General features: G+C 43.2%; 24 protein-coding genes and 1 riboswitch. Of the genes, 20 read left to right on the plus strand and 4 right to left on the minus strand.

Going from position 1 to position 17,616, the window contains the following annotated elements; all coding sequences use genetic code 11:
* The first annotated feature begins 197 nt into the window (after positions 1-197).
* Complete coding sequence (locus BTA30_RS02200) at positions 198-1,052, plus strand: poly-gamma-glutamate hydrolase family protein (RefSeq protein ID WP_076758680.1); 855 nt, start codon at positions 198-200, stop codon at positions 1,050-1,052.
* Positions 1,053-1,054: 2 nt separating this feature from the next.
* Here the strand turns inward: BTA30_RS02200 and BTA30_RS02205 are convergent, their stop codons facing one another.
* A complete protein-coding gene (locus BTA30_RS02205) occupies positions 1,055-1,951 on the minus strand; it encodes a DUF1002 domain-containing protein (protein WP_076758682.1) in 897 nt (298 codons plus the stop codon).
* Between the two features lie 257 nt (positions 1,952-2,208).
* Positions 2,209-2,358, minus strand: a complete 150-nt coding sequence (locus tag BTA30_RS23150) for a hypothetical protein (protein WP_158027598.1) — start codon at positions 2,356-2,358, stop codon at positions 2,209-2,211.
* A gap of 375 nt (positions 2,359-2,733) precedes the next feature.
* Between BTA30_RS23150 and BTA30_RS02210 the strand changes: the two genes are divergently transcribed.
* The 12 genes from BTA30_RS02210 to BTA30_RS02265 all read left to right on the plus strand — a co-directional run bounded on the left by BTA30_RS02210 (position 2,734) and on the right by BTA30_RS02265 (position 11,370).
* Positions 2,734-3,171, plus strand: coding sequence for a peptidylprolyl isomerase (locus BTA30_RS02210; RefSeq protein WP_076758685.1), 438 nt, complete (start codon positions 2,734-2,736; stop codon positions 3,169-3,171).
* Between the two features lie 217 nt (positions 3,172-3,388).
* Complete coding sequence (locus BTA30_RS02215; protein WP_076758687.1) at positions 3,389-4,519, plus strand: Rap family tetratricopeptide repeat protein; 1,131 nt, start codon at positions 3,389-3,391, stop codon at positions 4,517-4,519.
* On the plus strand, positions 4,509-4,718 hold the full coding sequence (locus BTA30_RS02220; RefSeq protein ID WP_076758689.1) for a hypothetical protein: 210 nt from the start codon (positions 4,509-4,511) through the stop codon (positions 4,716-4,718). The genes BTA30_RS02215 and BTA30_RS02220 overlap by 11 nt, the downstream gene beginning before the upstream one ends.
* A gap of 231 nt (positions 4,719-4,949) precedes the next feature.
* Positions 4,950-5,387: an Hsp20/alpha crystallin family protein gene (locus BTA30_RS02225; RefSeq protein ID WP_076758692.1), complete on the plus strand. Its 438-nt coding sequence runs from the start codon at positions 4,950-4,952 to the stop codon at positions 5,385-5,387.
* Positions 5,388-5,543: 156 nt separating this feature from the next.
* Positions 5,544-5,738, plus strand: coding sequence for a helix-turn-helix transcriptional regulator (locus BTA30_RS02230; protein ID WP_076758695.1), 195 nt, complete (start codon positions 5,544-5,546; stop codon positions 5,736-5,738).
* Between the two features lie 10 nt (positions 5,739-5,748).
* Complete coding sequence (locus BTA30_RS02235) at positions 5,749-6,174, plus strand: hypothetical protein (protein ID WP_076758698.1); 426 nt, start codon at positions 5,749-5,751, stop codon at positions 6,172-6,174.
* A 538-nt stretch (positions 6,175-6,712) separates the two neighbouring features.
* Positions 6,713-7,057: a hypothetical protein gene (locus tag BTA30_RS02240; RefSeq protein ID WP_076758701.1), complete on the plus strand. Its 345-nt coding sequence runs from the start codon at positions 6,713-6,715 to the stop codon at positions 7,055-7,057.
* A gap of 101 nt (positions 7,058-7,158) precedes the next feature.
* Positions 7,159-7,308: riboswitch (FMN riboswitch) on the plus strand.
* A gap of 120 nt (positions 7,309-7,428) precedes the next feature.
* A complete protein-coding gene (ribD, locus tag BTA30_RS02245; RefSeq protein WP_076758704.1) occupies positions 7,429-8,517 on the plus strand; it encodes a bifunctional diaminohydroxyphosphoribosylaminopyrimidine deaminase/5-amino-6-(5-phosphoribosylamino)uracil reductase RibD in 1,089 nt (362 codons plus the stop codon).
* A gap of 11 nt (positions 8,518-8,528) precedes the next feature.
* Positions 8,529-9,176 carry a riboflavin synthase gene (gene ribE, locus BTA30_RS02250; protein ID WP_076758707.1) on the plus strand — a complete coding sequence of 216 codons (648 nt, stop codon included), beginning with the start codon at positions 8,529-8,531 and terminating at the stop codon, positions 9,174-9,176.
* A gap of 21 nt (positions 9,177-9,197) precedes the next feature.
* Positions 9,198-10,394 (plus strand): bifunctional 3,4-dihydroxy-2-butanone-4-phosphate synthase/GTP cyclohydrolase II, encoded by a 1,197-nt coding sequence (locus BTA30_RS02255; RefSeq protein WP_076758710.1) that lies wholly within the window; start codon positions 9,198-9,200, stop codon positions 10,392-10,394.
* A gap of 34 nt (positions 10,395-10,428) precedes the next feature.
* A complete protein-coding gene (gene ribH, locus BTA30_RS02260) occupies positions 10,429-10,893 on the plus strand; it encodes a 6,7-dimethyl-8-ribityllumazine synthase (protein ID WP_076758988.1) in 465 nt (154 codons plus the stop codon).
* A gap of 102 nt (positions 10,894-10,995) precedes the next feature.
* Positions 10,996-11,370: a GNAT family N-acetyltransferase gene (locus BTA30_RS02265; RefSeq protein WP_076758714.1), complete on the plus strand. Its 375-nt coding sequence runs from the start codon at positions 10,996-10,998 to the stop codon at positions 11,368-11,370.
* 13 nt (positions 11,371-11,383) lie between these two features.
* Here BTA30_RS02265 and BTA30_RS02270 read toward each other — a convergent pair whose 3' ends face one another.
* Together BTA30_RS02270 and BTA30_RS02275 are read right to left on the minus strand one after the other, a co-directional pair.
* Positions 11,384-11,908, minus strand: coding sequence for a DUF309 domain-containing protein (locus BTA30_RS02270; RefSeq protein WP_076758718.1), 525 nt, complete (start codon positions 11,906-11,908; stop codon positions 11,384-11,386).
* Positions 11,909-12,063: 155 nt separating this feature from the next.
* Complete coding sequence (locus BTA30_RS02275) at positions 12,064-12,159, minus strand: YjcZ family sporulation protein (RefSeq protein WP_076758722.1); 96 nt, start codon at positions 12,157-12,159, stop codon at positions 12,064-12,066.
* Between the two features lie 181 nt (positions 12,160-12,340).
* Between BTA30_RS02275 and BTA30_RS02280 the strand changes: the two genes are divergently transcribed.
* The 7 genes from BTA30_RS02280 (at position 12,341) to rluB (ending at position 17,575) form a co-directional block, all read left to right on the plus strand.
* A complete protein-coding gene (locus BTA30_RS02280; RefSeq protein WP_094777277.1) occupies positions 12,341-13,099 on the plus strand; it encodes a segregation/condensation protein A in 759 nt (252 codons plus the stop codon).
* Positions 13,089-13,682, plus strand: coding sequence for an SMC-Scp complex subunit ScpB (gene scpB, locus BTA30_RS02285; protein ID WP_076758729.1), 594 nt, complete (start codon positions 13,089-13,091; stop codon positions 13,680-13,682). The genes BTA30_RS02280 and scpB overlap by 11 nt, the downstream gene beginning before the upstream one ends.
* 114 nt (positions 13,683-13,796) lie before the next feature.
* Positions 13,797-14,285, plus strand: a complete 489-nt coding sequence (locus BTA30_RS02290; protein WP_076758732.1) for a YpuI family protein — start codon at positions 13,797-13,799, stop codon at positions 14,283-14,285.
* A 132-nt stretch (positions 14,286-14,417) separates the two neighbouring features.
* On the plus strand, positions 14,418-15,569 hold the full coding sequence (locus BTA30_RS02295) for a D-alanyl-D-alanine carboxypeptidase family protein (protein ID WP_076758736.1): 1,152 nt from the start codon (positions 14,418-14,420) through the stop codon (positions 15,567-15,569).
* A complete protein-coding gene (locus BTA30_RS02300) occupies positions 15,557-16,144 on the plus strand; it encodes a nucleoside recognition domain-containing protein (protein WP_076758739.1) in 588 nt (195 codons plus the stop codon). The genes BTA30_RS02295 and BTA30_RS02300 overlap by 13 nt, the downstream gene beginning before the upstream one ends.
* Before the next feature lie 4 nt (positions 16,145-16,148).
* Positions 16,149-16,685 (plus strand): spore maturation protein, encoded by a 537-nt coding sequence (locus BTA30_RS02305; RefSeq protein ID WP_076758742.1) that lies wholly within the window; start codon positions 16,149-16,151, stop codon positions 16,683-16,685.
* A 155-nt stretch (positions 16,686-16,840) separates the two neighbouring features.
* Positions 16,841-17,575: a 23S rRNA pseudouridine(2605) synthase RluB gene (gene rluB, locus BTA30_RS02310; RefSeq protein WP_076758746.1), complete on the plus strand. Its 735-nt coding sequence runs from the start codon at positions 16,841-16,843 to the stop codon at positions 17,573-17,575.
* Positions 17,576-17,616: the final 41 nt, after the last annotated feature.

Genomic DNA, 17,616 nt, shown 5'->3' on the forward strand with positions numbered 1-17,616 from the left:
CCCGTTGTTTGTACACTTCCTGTATGCCGGGAAGTGTTTTTTTATTAAAAAGAACATGTCATACATAGAACGGCATGTGGGTTATCTGTATATAATATTGGGAATTTAACAAAAATTTAACAAAGGAGATGGTTCACTGTATGACCCCACTGCGAAGGAAGAAAGCAGCTGTTGTTTTGGATTTAGAGGCGGAGTAGATGAAACCGGCCAAAGTATCCCTACTCCACCGTATGCTCCATGGCTTGAAGCAACGTGTTGATTGTAACACAGCAAACCATTTTACAGCAATAAACAGATTTGTGAATATTTTATTAATTTCAGCTGTGATTTCATTCCCATCTTTCGCAATGGCTCACGGCATTACTTTTCAATCCGGTGATAAATATACAAGCTTTGAAGAACTAAAAAACAATGAAGATCCTTCAGATTACCGAATTGCGACAAAGCAGGCCGGCAGCCAAATGCTGATTATGGCGATCCATGGAGGCGGTATTGAACCGGGAACAAGTGAAATTGCAAATGAACTGTCCCAAAGCTACTCCATGTACCTGTTTGAGGGGCTGAAACCTTCGGGAAATACCGATCTGCACATTACAAGCATCCGTTTTGACGAACCTATAGCGCTCGATATGGCCGCAAGCCATCAATATATCATGTCGCTGCACGGCTATTATGAGGAAGATCGCGACATTAAAGTGGGCGGTACAGACCGCGTGAAAATCAATAGATTGGTCCAAGAATTGAAGCAATCGGGATTTCCTGCTGAAATGCTGAAGAACGATGACAAATATGCCGGAACCCATCCCGATAATATTGCCAACAAATCCATTTCCGGACTGAGCATCCAGCTTGAAATGAGCACCGGCTTTCGGAAGTCTTTATTTGATCAATTCACATTAAAGGACAGAGCGTCAACGCAAAACGAAACATTTTATCGGTTTACAAAGCTTTTATCAGATTTCCTTCAGGAAAACTATGAAGCCGGAGGAGGATTCTCCTCCGGCATAACAAAACACCTCCTTATATGGTTAAAGGAGGTGTTTTGCGGCTGAAATCAACCAGTGGATTCTGATGTCCCGCCTCCGGTAAATATGGAAACGATGGCGTTCCATAGAGAGACAAAGAAATCAATCAGTTTTTGAATGAAGTTTTGCCCTTCTTCAGAATCGAGAAATTTTGTGATTTTATCTTTGGCTTTGTCAAGCTGGTCTCCGACCTGATTCCAGTCAATATTGATATTTTTCATGTTATCAAACAAAGAAAGAAGCGATTTTTTCTGATCTTCCGTCAATGTAACGCCTAAATCAGAAGCGGCCTGGTCAATCGTTTTTTCCAGTTCTTCCTTTGATGGAGAACCGCCGTTTTTAGCGATTTCTTCTTTCACTTTGGCCATCAATGCTGATGCGTTTTCACCGCCGATTTTCTCGCCGAGTTTAGAAGTGGTGACAAGCTCTTCATTGGCGACCTTTTTGACATCTTCGGAAATCTTTTCACCGGAAGTTGTTTCATAGGCTTTCATCAGCCCGGTTAAAGCGGCTGTTCCGGATACTTCAAAAGGCGCCGTGACATAAATTTTTGCATCCTTGACACCGGCCGTCATCAGTGCATTTAAATACATTTCATCTGTAATCGTGCTGATGTTATTCGTTTGCACCTCCAACCCGGTGCCTTTTTTCGCGATGGTAATCGAAGAAGAAGAAATCGCTCTCGATCCGATTTGCGATTTCGGTATATAATCTCCTAAATATTTGTGCTCCTCATCATTTGTCACCTCAATGATCATTGCATTTTCAGGCGCATTCATTTCTTGTAAAACCTTTTGCCTGTCTTGGCTTGATAGGTCTTTGCCGAGTGTGACAATCACGTCTCCCGCTGCGGCATCAGCAAAGCTGACCTGCGGAAAGATGAGCAGACACAATGCTGTGCAAATTCCAAGTATCGTTTTTTTCAAGCTCGATGCCCTCCTTAAAAATGCAGGCTTCAGGCAGAAATTGCTGTATGTGTAAAGAAGCCTGCCGGAACGAAATTTAGCCATTCCGACAATATAGACGGATCAAAAGCGGGGGAGGTTTCAAATAAAAATTAGAGAGTATGATTTCATTGCTTCTACGACTTTAACAAACACAATTGTTGAGAAAATATCATGATATAGGAAAAGTCACAAAACAAGGAGGATTTTATCCTCCCCTTCCTTTTAAGACCTATTTTTTATTCCTTTTTGATTTCATTCAGAGAATTTAAAATTTTTTCATTTTGGTCAACAATTTTCTTTACTTCCCTTTCTGAACGAAATGCATAATATAACACTAAAACAACAATAATGATTCCCAGCATAGGAACTAATAGAACCTCAAACAAATTACACCTCCTAAGATAAGGTTTTATAAAAAAATCAGCTTGTCCAACTTGTTTCTATATCTCCTTCCGCTTTCCAATCACCATTTACACGAATCTTAGTGTCATCAAATACGGCAGCTTTTTGCCACCTAGTAACTACATTTAATTCGAAAAATGCTTCAATATTTCTGTAGTAATTATTGATTTAATAGGTTTTTTGTTTTGAATGATAGGTGTTTTTTAAGATTAACTTTTTAGTCGATTATAATTTTGTTCGTTGAATTATTCTTTTGGTTTTGCAAAGTACCCATGCTCTTTTTTTAAAGAGTGCTATTGGCTCTGTGATTCCCTTCTGTGATATAATGAGCCTTGTTATAATGAAAGGAGAGAATCAAGATGGCTAAAAAAGGATACATACAATTAACAAACGGCAAAAAAATCGAGTTTGAATTATATCCGGACGCGGCACCCGGCACTGTCGCCAACTTTGAAAAACTTGCAAACGAAGGATTCTATGACGGCCTGAAATTCCACCGCGTCATTCCGGGCTTCGTCAGCCAAGGCGGCTGCCCGCACGGCACTGGGACAGGCGGTCCTGGCTATACGATCAAATGTGAAACAGAGGGGAATCCCCATACACATGAAGCCGGTTCTCTCTCAATGGCACATGCCGGAAAAGATACAGGCGGCAGCCAATTTTTTATCGTGCATGAGCCGCAGCCGCACCTGAACGGTGTTCACACTGTATTTGGCAAAGTCACATCAGGCCTTGAAGATGTCACTTCAATGGAGCAAGGACAAGGAATGGAAAAAGTCGAAGTATTTGATGCGTAAACAGCGCATGTGTGAAACGGCCCGTATATGCGGGCTGTTTTTTTGATGCAGTCGAATCGGCGCTAAAGATCTTAGCTGAAATCCTCCCCGCACCATTCCCTAAAAGCCAAATAAAAACAATTATCAACAAAAAACAATTGTAAAAAAATGACCCTTTATGTAAAATATATTCAAGTGGAATCTTGGATAAAGAACGGTAAAGGAAGGGGCGTAAGGGGTGAGCGTTAAAATCCCATCGGCTGCAGTCGGGGTTAAAATCAATGAGTGGTATAATGCAATCCGCAAGTTCAATGTAACGGATGCGGTAATGCTGAAGGCTGAAATTGAACGCGAGATCTTTCAAATGGAAGAAGATCAGGACTTGCTGCTGTATTATGCGTTAATGGAGTTTCGACATAGAATGATGCTTGATTATATAAGACCTCTGGAAGAAGGGGAAGCATCGCTTGACTTTTCAGAAATATTAAAAGATATTGAAGATAAGCAGGACAAGCTGACAGGTTTGCTGGAATACTATTTTAATTTTTTCAGAGGAATGTATGAATATCAAAACCATGATTGCATTAAAGCGATCTCATTTTACAGACGTGCGGAAAAGAAGCTGCTGCATGTGCAAGATGAAATAGAGAGAGCGGAATTTCATTTTAAAATGGCTGAAATATTTTATCAAATGAAACAGAGTCATGTGTCTATGAACTATGCGCTTCAAGCAGTTGAAACTTACCAAGCGCAAGAGACTTATACGGTGCGAAGAATTCAATGCGAATTTGTGATTGCTGGAAATTACGATGATTTGGAGTCGCATGAAAAAGCATTGCCTCATCTTGAAAATGCACTGAAGCTTGCTCAGGAAGAAGATCAGCGTATTTTAGAAGGACACACATTTTACAATTTGGGAAATTGTTATTACAAGATGGGGAATACAGATCAAGCAGCTGAATACTTTAACAAGGCTATTGTTATTTATAATGAAGAGAAATCAGACATACTATCAAAAGCATTTTTCAGTCTTGCACTTGTTTACTTTAAGCAAAAGCAGAATGAACAGGCTAATCAAATGGTTAACAAAGGTGTTGAAATAGCAGAGCAATCAAGCGATATCATATATATAGCAAAATTTCGTTTTTTAAAAGCTTTGTATGTCGATGAAGCTGGTATGGATTCATTATTGGAAACTTTTCATTTGCTTGAGGCCAAAAAGATGTATCCAGACATAGAGGACTTGGCTTTTGAAGCAGCTGAATATTATAATGAAATTGGGCGCTGCAGTGACTCGGTTTATTTTTATCAAATGGTATTCAGTGCTCGAAAACAAATGAAAAAAGGGGACTGGTCGTATGAAGTCTAAACTTTTGTTAACTGCCGCTGCTTCAGTCATTGGGTTATCTTTAACAAGTCTTGCATTAACAGCTAATACAGTGGATATGAACATAGCAGAAAGAAATGTGACATCCATTCCATCTAAACCGATCCACATAGCAGAAAGAAACGTGACATCCATTCCATCCAAACAACCGATCCAAATAGCGGAAAGAAATGTGACATAATGTATGAATCGCCGAGAACATTTCGGCAAAAAGCAGTGCTTTGTAATAAGCACTGCTTTTTCATTTGTGCTTTAAATCAATCCTCATCATAACAACAAGATGTCTCTAAGCATTTCACATGAAAACAAGTTGATCAGCGGCACAGAAAAAACCGTTTTTCGCTTCTGAAATGCATAATTTAAAAAGACCGTGAAAACCATAAGGCTATCAAAACATCCAGGAGGAAAGAAAATGCCGCTCGTACCTTATGAACCATTTAAACATTTGAATACGATCAGAAGGGAGTTTGACAGGGTTTTTGCAGATTTTCCGGCAAATTTCGGAGGTGAGCACGGTTTTGGGGATATTCGCGTGGATGTTCACGAGACCGAAAATGAAATCGTAGCGTCCTGCGATATTCCCGGCCTTGAAAGCAAGGAAGATGTTCAGATTGATGTTGAAAATAACATGCTGCATATCAGCGGGTCTATCAACAGGGCAAATGAAGTGAAAGAGGAAAACATGCACAGGAAGGAGCGGTTTGTCGGCCGGTTTCACAGGTCCGTCATGCTTCCGGGTGCAGTCTCTCACGAGGGAATCAAGGCATCCTATAAAAACGGTGTGCTTGAAGTGAGAATGCCGAAGGAGAGACAGGGGCAGAAAAAGAGAATAGATGTAGAATTCCACTAGGACGATGGGGCACATAAAAAGGATCCTTAGGCAGGGATCTTTTTTATTTTTTCGTCAATGAACAGAAAACCGCAATTTATTTTTCAAAATATGTAAAGGAGGCTTTACGTAAAGTTTCCTTTACCTTAGAATATAAATGACTAAGGAGGAATGCTTTTGAAAAACAGGGTGATGGAATTTAGAAAAAAGCACGGCTATTCACAAGACAAACTGGCAGAAATACTGAATGTAAGCAGACAAACGATTATTTCTATCGAAAAAGGCAAATACAATCCTTCATTACCCTTGGCATTGCAGATGGCCAAGACGTTTCATACCATTGTTGAAGAGATTTTTCAGTTGGAAGAATAGGGGGATGATGATGAATTCAAGAAGAACTTTTTATTTTATCGGTGTTTTGTTTTTAACGATTTTTGCGATCAGAACGTTTGTCGGGATTGCAGCAAATACCTTGTCATTTATAGAATGTTTGATGTATGGAACTGCCGCGTTTATCTGCTTTGCCGGAGGTTATATCTTTCCTCACTTCAAAGAGAATGACGAAAGAACGAGCTTCATTAAGCAAAAAGGGATGAAGTGCTCATTCATTGCTCTATTAATTTATATGGTCATCATCTTGTACGGATCATATTTTCATATTATGACGCTAAAGACGTTTGATATAATTACCCTCCTGATAGCACTTACTATCATGACGTTATATTCTTCATGGATCATTTTTGTCAAAAAAGTATTGAGCATCAGATGTGTTTATTACACAAATCACAAGCATGCGTATATTCCTTGAGATGGGATTGAAAGAGGCTTTCTAGCGAATATAAGAAAATTGCCGCATCTTTTGAGATATGTTGTCAAACCTGCATCAAATGGCCCATCGATCTATTAAAGAGGAGGACATCGGATTGAAGGTTCTGCCGGTTTTATGACAAAGTGAAAGCTTCCTTGCGATCCATACTGGAAGTTGAAACATCAGCCCGTGTTATCGTATCCGGATGTTTTGTTTCAGCCCCGCAGCTCATTCTTAGCTTCCCGAAGCGTCTGAAGGCCATTCTGTCCGCAATTTGCAACGACTCGAGTAAAGTGATGTAGTCGGCATCATAGTCCTTTGGTCTTGTTTTTAGTCTTATTTTCTCATCCGCCCCTAAAACAGAATGTACATTCGTAGGTTATAAGGAGTATTTCGCTTGAATATGAAACGATTTGTCTTCATTATGCGTTATACTTAAAAACCACATATTTTTCCGTCTGAAACGAAGATGTTTGCTTTCATCAAATAGAGTGAAAAAACATATAATAGTTCAGAATGTGTTCTGGAGGTTTTGATCATGGGGAAAATAAGAGTCAAGCTCACGGTTTTACTCGTTTTGGCTGCCGTGCTGGCAGGAGGCTACTACTTTTTAAAAAATGGAAACATGCAGGATGCTTCGACGGCGCTCAGCCAAACGGTTTCATCCGGGGAGAAGGACTATACGATTCATCAATATAAAATCACCAAAATTGACGGCACAGAGTACCATGGAATGGCAGACAACGGAACAAAAATCATTTTTGATGCGAAAAAACTCGACCAGGATCTGTCCGACATTAAAGAAGGAGACAAAGTAAAAGCTTATTTCAGCAATTCAAACAGGATTGACGGATTGATTAAAGTCGTCAAGGTGACAAACTAGCGGCCCTCTGTTTTCAGAGGGTTTTTTCTATGCAAAGCGGTTTTCATTGCAATTTCAATATCCGGCCGCTATAATACGCATAAGGACAAGAAAATATCGATTGTATCCTTCGGGGCTGGGTGAAAATCCCGACCGGCGGTAGTAAAGCATGCAAGAGCTTTAGAGCCCGTGACCCGCGAGCCTTCTGGCAAGCGGTGGATTCAGTGAAAAGCTGAAGCCGACAGTGAAAGTCTGGATGGGAGAAGGATGAAGAAACTATGTCGAAAAAAACGTTTTAGCATAGTTTTATTTCTCATGCATAAAAAACCAACCCCCGGAACAACATTCCGGGGGTTATTGCGTTTATTCTGCAGAAGAAAGGAGGGACGAATATGACGGACGAGCATTATATGAATCTCGCATTAGAGCTTGCAAAGCAGGGCGAGGGACAGACGGGCGCGAATCCGCTTGTCGGAGCCGTTGTCGTCAAAGACGGACAGGTTGTCGGAATGGGCGCCCATTTAAAATACGGTGAAGCGCATGCCGAAGTGCACGCCATTCAAATGGCCGGCCGCCATGCTGAAGGTGCGGTGATTTATGTTACGCTTGAACCTTGCAGCCATTACGGCAAAACGCCGCCTTGTGCAGAACTGATCATCCGCTCCGGTTTGAAAAGGGTGGTTGTGGCAGCTGAAGACCCGAATCCTCTTGTCTCGGGACGAGGCATCAGCATAATCAAACGGGCGGGGATTGAGGTGACGACAGGCGTTTTGAAAGAGCAGGCGGAAGAGCTGAATGAAAAATTCATGCATTTTATGCGGACGGGACTGCCGTATGTCACATTAAAAGCCGCTGCAAGTCTTGACGGCAAAACGGCGACCCATACCGGTGACAGCAAATGGATTACCTCTCATGAAGCAAGGCTGGATGCTCACAAATATCGAAAAAACCACCAGAGTATTTTAGTCGGTGTTGGCACAATAAAAGCAGATGACCCAAGTTTGACATGCCGCCTGCCTGGAAAGGTGAATCAGCCGGTGCGTGTCGTTCTGGATACAAAGCTTACGATTCCGCTTCATTCAAAAGTGATTCATGATCAAGAAGCGCCCACTTGGATTTACACGACTTCCAAGGCGGATCCCGAAACCGTTCGCTACCTGGAAAACGAAGGTGTTCAGGTAACTGTGCTCGATGCCGAGACGATTTTGGTGCGCGATGTGCTGCAGCACCTGGCTGAGAACGGCATCACCTCGGTTTATGTCGAAGGAGGGTCCACTGTACATGCGAGTTTTGTCAATGAAGGACTTTATCAGCAAATGATCTTCTATCTTGCCCCAAAATTAATCGGAGGGCTGCATTCTCCCAGCATCATCTCCGGTGAAGGCTTTCAATCGATGAAAGATGTCCCCTTATTACAATTCACAACCATTACAAGAATCGGCCGCGATCTCAAACTAGCGGCAAAACCTATAAAAGAATAGGGTGGTGGCCCATGTTCACAGGCATTATTGAAGAAGTCGGAACGATTCTGGACATGAAAAAGACGGGAAACGCCATGTCTTTAGTCATTCAAACAAGCAAAGTGACGGAAGATGTCAAGCTCGGTGACAGCATTGCAGTCAACGGAGTCTGTCTGACCGTCAATGATTTTAAACAAGGTCAGTTTACGGCGGATGTCATGCTTGAAACGATGAAAGCAACATCGCTTGGCACTTTAAAAAAAGGCAGCCTCGTCAACCTTGAAAGGGCGATGGCTGCAAACGGCCGATTTGGCGGACACATGGTGTCAGGACATGTTGACGGCACTGCATCCATCGTACGGATAGAAAAAGCGGAAAACGCCATATACTATGATTTAAAGCTTGATCCTGCACTGGCGCAAATGCTTGTGCTGAAAGGCTCGATCGCCGCAGACGGCGTAAGCCTGACGATTTTCGGACTGACAGATGATCAAGTCACGGTCTCGCTTATTCCGCACACACTGGATGAGACGATTTTTCCGGTCAAAAAGACCGGTGACATCGTCAACATTGAGTGCGACATGATCGGCAAATACATTTATCGTTTTCTTCATCAATCAAAAGAAGAAAAGCAGGCAAAAACAATCACCGAAGCGTTTTTAAAAGAAAACGGGTTTTAGACGAAAGGAGGCGCAGGTCTTATGTTTCATACAATTGATGAAGCGCTGCACGACCTGAAGCAGGGGAAAGTCATCATCGTAGTGGATGATGAAGACAGGGAAAATGAAGGAGACTTCGTCGCGCTGGCGGAATATGCCACACCTGAGGTGATCAACTTCATGGCGTCCCACGGAAGAGGCTTGATCTGTGCGCCGCTCGGTGAAGAGATCGCATCAAGGCTTGATCTTCATCCGATGGTGGAGGAAAATACGGATTCTCATCATACCGCCTTTACGGTCAGTGTGGACCATCGCGATACAAAAACAGGAATCAGCGCTCAGGAGCGGTCATTGACCGTCAAATCGCTTATCGATGAAAACGCCGTCCCGCTCGACTTTAAAAGACCGGGGCACATTTTCCCGCTGATCGCGAAAAAAGGCGGAGTATTAAAAAGGGCTGGGCATACGGAGGCGGCTGTTGATCTTGCTGCGGCATGCGGCTCTGCACCCGCCGGCGTTATCTGTGAAATCATGAATGAAGACGGCACGATGGCAAGGGTTCCGGAACTGAAGCGGATTGCTGATCAGCACGGCCTGAAAATGATTACGATTAAAGATTTGATCGAATACCGCTATAGCAAGGGAACGCTGGTCAATCGCGAAGTGAACATTACACTTCCGTCAGATTTCGGCGCTTTCAAAGTTTTCGGCTACACAAATGACATTGATGATAAAGAACATATCGCACTGGTCAAAGGGGATATTCCTTTTGGAGATGAGCCTGTTCTTGTCAGGGTTCATTCAGAGTGCCTGACAGGGGATGTTTTCGGGTCTCACCGCTGTGATTGCGGTCCGCAGCTTGCCGCCGCCCTTGCGCAAATTGAAAAAGCGGGCAGAGGTGTGCTGCTCTATTTGAGACAGGAAGGAAGAGGCATCGGCCTGATCAATAAACTGAAGGCCTATAAACTTCAGGAAGAAGGATATGACACGGTGCAGGCCAACGAAAAGCTCGGTTTTCTTCCCGACTTGCGCAACTACGGAATCGGTGCACAAATCTTAAGGGATCTCGGCGTCAAAAACATGAAGCTTTTGACAAACAACCCAAGAAAAATCGCGGGGCTTGAGGGCTACGGGCTGACAATCGCCGATAGAATTCCGCTGCAGATGGAGTTCAACAAAGACAACGAAAACTATTTAAAAACAAAAAAAGCAAAATTGGGGCATATGCTTCATTTTTAATATGAAAACAATCACAAAAAAGGACGGGATTCATATGAATAAAATAGAAGGCCATGTAATTGGAACAGATTTGAAAATCGGCATTGTCGTTTCAAGATTCAACGATTTTATTACAAGCAAACTGTTAAGCGGTGCAGAAGATACGCTCATAAGACATGGGGTCAAATCTGATGACATTGATGTCGCCTGGGTTCCCGGTGCATTTGAACTTCCATTGATTGCGAAAAAAATGGCAGAGACTAAAAAGTATGATGCCGTGATCACATTGGGTACGGTCATCAGAGGAGCGACAAGTCATTATGACTATGTATGCAATGAAGCGGCGAAGGGAATCGCAGGGAGCAGCATGTCAACCGGTGTTCCGGTCATTTTTGGAGTCGTGACGACAGAAACGATCGAGCAGGCGATTGAACGCGCCGGAACAAAAGCCGGAAATAAAGGCGCCGAAGCTGCTCTAGCAGCGATTGAAATGGCGAACCTGACCCGGTCGCTTCAATAATTACCGAAAAAGAGTTTAAAAAGGGTATAAAAATGTTTATAATGTGATGTGAAGCGACTAGCCTTCGTTAAGATCCACATTTTGATATATTGAGGGGTATTTATGTTAATTCGTTATAAAAAGTCATTCGAAAAGATTGCGATGGGTCTCCTTTCGTTCATGCCGAATGAGAAGGACGTCAAGCAGCTTCAGCAGACAATTAAAGACTATGAAACGGACACTGAAAGACAGCTGTTCCTATGGAAAGAAGGCGAGGATATCGTCGGCTGTGTAGGAGTCGAAAAAAGGGAAGAAGAAGTTGAAATCAAGCATATCAGTGTAAACCCGTCTCACCGTCATCAAGGAATCGGCAAAAAAATGGTGTCAGCCATTTCCCAAATGTTTGAACCTAAACCGCTGGTTCCGAATGAATTAACTAAAGGATTCTTTGAGCGCTGTCAGGATCAAGAAAATGAAGACATCACATATAACAAATGAGCAGAGGCTGTGATTAGCCTCTGCTTTTTTTTCGCCGCGCCATTTCCTTTTCTCTTTCAGCCAGCACTTCAGTCCGGTCTCTCAGCCGGTGTTTATGGATGAGGAAGGCGTCTGAAGCGGGGTTGTTCTGCCCCCATTGATACGATTTTTGTCTGCACTGTTTTCGGCAGGCTTGGATCAACGCTTCATCTGCGATGGGAAGCATGATGCTTTCGTAAGGAGAATGCGACTCTATTTTTCGATAAGTATGTTTTAACAGACTGACCAATCGTCTGTGATCCAAACCAAGTGATTCGATGGCGTCTTTCTCAGCCTCCAGAATACGGATGCTGTTTGCCATTAATTTTTTTGCTCCGGTGAAGTTGTTTCTCCGCTGATGATAGAGAGCCACGGCCAGCTGAATCAAACCGACCCAGTACAGCTTCCGTTCTCCCGGAGGATCCTTTTTCCAATGCTCCTCCAGAATTTCATGACACTCAAAATAATCCCTTGCCCCATGAAATTCGGTCAAGTAATCGATATATGCTTCGGGATACATCTGACATCCTCCTTTACCGTTCCGTTAAAGTGTATCATAAGTGTTGATCAGAGGAAAAACGACTTCCCTTTTTGCTGAAGCGACCACCCGCCCGCGCTTTACAGTACAATGAGCGCCCGAAAAAACGGACGCTCACGGCATTCAATCCTTTTATATTAATAGATCCATGCTGCTCCTACAATAATCAGTAAAATAAACAGAACCACAATCAAAGCAAATCCTTCGCCGTAGCCGAAGCCTTTACCTCCCATGCTGTTCCCTCCTCTTTTCATAAGAATTTTACACAGTATTCTATGTGCGTCTGCCTCAATCTGTATAGGCAGATGCCGACACTTCTTAAATTATATTGGACTTCGGATAGACGCGTAATTTATACTAAAGGGTAGCCAGTTTAGGCCGGCAAAGAAGCGATTTTGAAAATGGTGAGAAATGATCATGGAATATCAGGTGAAAATCGAGGCGTTTGAAGGACCTTTGGATTTGCTTTTGCACTTAATCAACCGGCTCGAAATAGACATTTATGACATCCCTGTTGCGAAGATAACTGAGCAATATTTATTATATGTGCATACGATGCGCGAGCTTGAGCTGGATGTGGCAAGCGAGTATTTGGTGATGGCTGCAACCCTGCTCAGCATCAAAAGCCGGATGCTCCTCCCGAAACAAGAGGAAGAACTTTTTGACGAGGAGTTTCTTGAAGAAGAAGAGGATCCGAGAGAAGAATTAATTGAAAAATTGATAGAGTACAGGAAATATAAGAATGCTGCACAAAATTTAAAAGAACGGGAAGAAGAACGGCAAAAATCGTTTGCCAAACCGCCGAGCGACTTAAGCGACTATGCTAAGGAAATCAAACTGAGCGAACAAAAGCTTTCCGTCACGGTTTATGACATGCTCGGCGCTTTTCAAAAGGTGCTGAACCGAAAAAAAATCAGCCGTCCGTCTGAAACAAGAATTTCAAGACAGGAAATACCAATAGAAGAACGTATGACCCAAATCGTCGACTGCTTGAAATCGGCCAAAAAAAGAATGCACTTCATGGAACTGTTCCCGTACGAACAAAAAGAGCATTTGGTCGTGACCTTTTTAGCCGTCTTGGAGCTGATGAAAAACCAGCTGATTATCATTGAGCAGGAACACAATTTTTCTGATATTTACATAACAGGGAGTGAAGTGATTCATGACGCTTGATATCGTGAATTGGAAGGCCATTGTTGAAGCATTGCTGTATGCGGCGGGCGACGAAGGCCTCACCAAAAAACAGCTATTAGCCGTTTTGGAAATTGAAGAGACAGAGCTTCAGGATATTATGCTCGACATCAAAGAGAGCTATGAACAAGAAGACAGGGGTATAGAGCTTGTCGAATACGCAGACAACTATATGCTTTCCACAAAAAAAGAATTCGCCGTCTATTTAAAAAAGCTGATTGAAGCACCTTCAAAAGGACTTTCCCAGGCGGCTCTTGAAGTTTTGGCGATCGTATCATATAAGCAGCCGATCACAAGGGCGGAAGTAGAAGATATCAGAGGGGTTAAATCCGAACGGATTCTCCAAAGCCTTGTCGCAAAAGCGCTGCTGTGCGAGGTTGGACGAGCGGATGGTCCGGGCCGGGCGATTTTGTACGGAACAACTGAGACGTTTCTTGAACAGTTTGGATTAAAGGCGCTTGAAGAGCTTCCGCCTCTTCCTGAAAACGTCGAGGAAGACGGGGTGCAGGAAGAAGCTGATTTGTTCTTCGAGAATTTCAATCAGACGTTTGAAGATTTAAAATAGATTCACCTTAAGGACTGAAGTATGATAATATATATTATCGTATTTTTCATGTTTAATTTAATCAGTGAAAGAATACGATTGTAACAAAGCGATGAGGAGAGGGTGCCGACACCAATGGAAAAATCTATGGCAAAAGCCCAAACCGAGCAGGCGGGAGAATTTTTATCACAGGCCGTTCAGACGCTGAGCGATTATTTAAATGAAACGACACTGTCATCCTTGGAAACGGAGGAACCTGGGCGAAGCGCTTATTACCGGGAAGTCCTCAGCAACTTAAGAAAACTGGCGGTTTACTGTGAAGAAGGGCTTGCGGCCTGCCGAATCATGCTGCAGCAGGAGCCTTTTCAGGATACTGCAGCCGAAAAGACGCTCTATCAGATTTATCATCGATGCATAGAGGAATTTTTTACTCCGAAAAAAGATACGTGGTACGAAGACAGCAGAGCAGCTTACACGGGGAGGCATGCCATTCGCTTTCACGAACCAGCACCAGCTTCATTAAAAAAACTGATGGCTTCACTTGAATCAGGGTACCAGTCGATGAGAGAAGAATTGGAATACTATGGGACGGATTATCGGATGAAGATGGTTCAATCCAGATAATGCTTATACAAAAGCTCTCCCTTTTGAGGGGGAGTTTTTTTATGTATCGCTTTTCTGAAATGGCATAATTGATGTTCATAACGATAAGACAAGCGCATAAACTTGTACAAACAACAACAAGGACGTGAGAAAATGCGCTTTCTAAAACGAGCTGCACCAGTAATCATCATTTTTGTTCTTTTCTTCTCTTCTTTTCAAATCGTGAAAGCAGAGCCCTTTATCAGTGTCAGCGCAAGAAGTGCGATCGTCATTGACGGCCATTCCGGCAGGGTTTTATTTGCAAAAGATGAACATGAAAAGCGGCGCATTGCAAGCATCACGAAGATCATGACGGCCATTTTGGCTGTGGAATCGGGGAAATTGGAAGAGACGGTGACGGTCAGCGGTAGGGCAGCAGGGACCGAAGGATCTTCCGTTTATTTGAAAAGCGGGCAAAAGGTAAAGCTCAAAGACCTTGTATACGGTTTGATGCTAAGGTCGGGAAATGATGCAGCTGTGGCGATTGCCGAACATGTCGGCGGGAGCCTTGAAGGCTTTGTTTATATGATGAATCAAAAAGCAGCCGATCTCGGCATGGAAAACACGATGTTTCATAATCCCCACGGCCTTGATGACCATAAAGAACTTTATTCAACAGCATATGACATGGCGCTTTTGACGAAGTATGCGATGACAAATCAGACATATCGAAAAATTGCCGGAACAAAGCGCTATAAAGCTGAAACGATGCAGGGAATCTGGAAAAATAAAAACAAGCTCTTAACAGGCCTATACCGGTACAGTACAGGGGGGAAGACGGGATATACAAAGCTTGCAAAGCGTACGCTCGTGTCTACTTCATCTAAAGACGGAACAGATCTGATCGCGGTCACGATCAATGCTCCCGACGATTGGAATGATCACATCAATATGTTCAATTATGTATATGAACACTATAAAACCTATGTCATTGCCAAAAAAGGCGACATTCCCAAATTGAAAGATTCTTTTTACGGAAACAAAGCTTTTATTAAACGGGATATCACCTATTTATTAAACGATGAGGAAAAAGAAGAGGTGAAGATTGACATAGAGCTTCTGAAGCCGAAGAAATCATGGCGGAAAAACGAAAAAGCGATTCCGGACATCATCGGTAACTTGAAGGTGATGCTAGGCGGAAAAACGATTGCCGATCTGCCGGTGTATTATGAAAATGAACGAAACAAAAAGCCGAAAAAATCGTTTTTGGAGACCTTTAAATCTGTATTTAAAAAAGCGTCGGGCGGTTCAGTATGGTCAATATAATCTGGGTTGCCTTAACAGTCATCGGTCTTGTTTTTGCGCTTTTTAACGGAACGGTTCAGGAAGTAAACGAGGCTGTTTTTAAAGGAGCGAAAGAGGCGGTCACGATCGCGATCGGACTGATGAGTGTCCTTGTGTTTTGGCTTGGGCTGATGAAAATAGCCGAGCAGTCCGGGCTGCTGGACAAATTCAGCCGGATGTGCCGTCCGTTCATATCGAGGCTGTTCCCTGAGATTCCGCCTGACCATCCGGCGATGGGGTACATCTTATCCAATTTAATGGCCAATTTTTTCGGGCTTGGAAATGCGGCGACACCGCTCGGCATTAAAGCGATGGAACAAATGAAGTCGCTCAATCAAAACCGTACCGAGGCCAGCCGTTCGATGATCACTTTTTTAGCGGTCAATACTTCAAGCATCACGCTTATTCCGACAACGGTGATCGCGGTCAGAATGACATATGATGCAAAATCGCCCACAGATATCGTCGGGCCGACGATTTTGGCGACGCTGATCTCAGGAATCTTCGCCATCTTGATTGACAGATATTTTTATTATAGAAGAAAAAAGAAGGGGTGAGCATTTGGAATTCATCAATTGGCTTTCTTTAGCCCTTATCCCGTTTATTATCGCCTCGATTCTTTTATACGGCACATTTAAAAAAGTTCCGACTTATGAAGCTTTTGTTGAGGGAGGAAAAGAAGGAATCCAAATTGCGTTTTCCATCATCCCCTACTTAGTCGGAATGCTCGTGGCGATCACAGTCTTTCGGTCCTCAGGAGCGCTCGATTTTTTTATGGATCTTTTAAAGCCGGCATTTTCAGCCATCGGCCTGCCGACAGAAGTTGTTCCTCTTGCTCTGATCCGGCCGATTTCGGGAACGGCTGCGCTCGGCATGACGACCGATTTGATCGCCGTTTACGGACCGGATTCTTTTATCGGCCGGCTGGCTTCTGTCATGCAGGGATCGACAGACACGACCCTTTATGTTCTGACCGTCTATTTTGGGGCGGTTGGAATTAAAAAAATGGGGGATGCTTTAAAGGTGGGACTGCTTGCCGACTTAGCGGGGATTATCGCGTCTGTTATTATCGTTACATTATTGTTTGGAAGCGCCTGAAAGGGTGCTTTTTTGCTTTTCTGCTAAAACTGTTTTACTTTTGGGGCAAGAAAGGATACATTTAAGGGCGGAGTTCTGCTTTTCAAACATACAGGCCGTATGAATGCTTGTTTGTTGGTTTGGAAAAAAGTAAGATAATACATGAGGTGAAAGAAATGGAACGACTTCAAAAAGTGATCGCCCACGCAGGGATTGCATCGAGAAGAAAGGCGGAAGAGCTGATAAAAGAAGGAAAAGTCACGGTCAATGGCAAAACAGTCAGAGAGCTGGGCGTCAAAGTGGCGAGCTCAGACCGGATTGAAGTGAACGGAATCCAGCTTGAAAGCGAGGAACCTGTTTACTTTCTTCTTTATAAGCCGAGAGGCGTGATTTCCGCAGTAAAAGATGATAAAGGCCGTAAAGTGGTCACAGACTTTTTTAAAGAGATTCCGCAGCGGATTTATCCGATCGGACGGCTCGACTATGATACGAGCGGACTGCTTCTTTTAACGAATGACGGGGATTTTGCCAATAAGCTGATGCACCCGAAATATCAGATTGACAAAAGGTATGTGGCAAAGCTAAAAGGCATTCCTGCAAAAGAAAGCTTAAAAAAACTGGAGCGGGGCCTGCATCTTGAGGAAGGAAAAACAGCTCCGGCAAAAGTGAAACTGCTCTCACTGGATAAGAAAAAGCAAACGAGCATCGTGCAAATGACCATTCATGAAGGACGCAACCGCCAAGTGCGGAGAATGTTTGAAGCGATCGGCCATGAAGTGCTGAAACTGAAAAGGGAAGAGTATGCTTTTTTGAACCTAGGGGGGCTGAAAACGGGAGAAAAGAGAGAGCTGACGCCGCATGAAGTGAAAAGGCTCAGAGCTATGGCAGAACACGGCAAACATGCTTTCTAAATTTTCACACAACCTTCAAAAAAAGAAAAATGACTGCTGTT

It is taken from the genome of Bacillus swezeyi (genome assembly GCF_001969815.1).
Classification (GTDB): domain Bacteria; phylum Bacillota; class Bacilli; order Bacillales; family Bacillaceae; genus Bacillus; species Bacillus swezeyi.

Excerpts from the sequence above, each read along its gene's own strand:
- BTA30_RS02200 (WP_076758680.1), top strand. The coding sequence starts at position 198 with ATGAAACCGGCCAAAGTATCCCTACTCCACCGTATGCTCCATGGCTTG.
- BTA30_RS02300 (WP_076758739.1), top strand. The coding sequence starts at position 15,557 with ATGGTCAATATAATCTGGGTTGCCTTAACAGTCATCGGTCTTGTTTTT.
- BTA30_RS02225 (WP_076758692.1), top strand. The coding sequence starts at position 4,950 with ATGCCGCTCGTACCTTATGAACCATTTAAACATTTGAATACGATCAGA.
- BTA30_RS02275 (WP_076758722.1), bottom strand. The coding sequence starts at position 12,159 with ATGGGAGGTAAAGGCTTCGGCTACGGCGAAGGATTTGCTTTGATTGTG.
- ribH (WP_076758988.1), top strand. The coding sequence starts at position 10,429 with ATGAATAAAATAGAAGGCCATGTAATTGGAACAGATTTGAAAATCGGC.
- BTA30_RS02265 (WP_076758714.1), top strand. The coding sequence starts at position 10,996 with ATGTTAATTCGTTATAAAAAGTCATTCGAAAAGATTGCGATGGGTCTC.
- rluB (WP_076758746.1), top strand. The coding sequence starts at position 16,841 with ATGGAACGACTTCAAAAAGTGATCGCCCACGCAGGGATTGCATCGAGA.
- BTA30_RS02255 (WP_076758710.1), top strand. The coding sequence starts at position 9,198 with ATGTTTCATACAATTGATGAAGCGCTGCACGACCTGAAGCAGGGGAAA.
- ribD (WP_076758704.1), top strand. The coding sequence starts at position 7,429 with ATGACGGACGAGCATTATATGAATCTCGCATTAGAGCTTGCAAAGCAG.
- BTA30_RS02210 (WP_076758685.1), top strand. The coding sequence starts at position 2,734 with ATGGCTAAAAAAGGATACATACAATTAACAAACGGCAAAAAAATCGAG.
- BTA30_RS02235 (WP_076758698.1), top strand. The coding sequence starts at position 5,749 with ATGAATTCAAGAAGAACTTTTTATTTTATCGGTGTTTTGTTTTTAACG.
- ribE (WP_076758707.1), top strand. The coding sequence starts at position 8,529 with ATGTTCACAGGCATTATTGAAGAAGTCGGAACGATTCTGGACATGAAA.
- BTA30_RS02290 (WP_076758732.1), top strand. The coding sequence starts at position 13,797 with ATGGAAAAATCTATGGCAAAAGCCCAAACCGAGCAGGCGGGAGAATTT.
- BTA30_RS02220 (WP_076758689.1), top strand. The coding sequence starts at position 4,509 with ATGAAGTCTAAACTTTTGTTAACTGCCGCTGCTTCAGTCATTGGGTTA.
- BTA30_RS02240 (WP_076758701.1), top strand. The coding sequence starts at position 6,713 with ATGGGGAAAATAAGAGTCAAGCTCACGGTTTTACTCGTTTTGGCTGCC.
- BTA30_RS02295 (WP_076758736.1), top strand. The coding sequence starts at position 14,418 with ATGCGCTTTCTAAAACGAGCTGCACCAGTAATCATCATTTTTGTTCTT.
- BTA30_RS02270 (WP_076758718.1), bottom strand. The coding sequence starts at position 11,908 with ATGTATCCCGAAGCATATATCGATTACTTGACCGAATTTCATGGGGCA.
- scpB (WP_076758729.1), top strand. The coding sequence starts at position 13,089 with ATGACGCTTGATATCGTGAATTGGAAGGCCATTGTTGAAGCATTGCTG.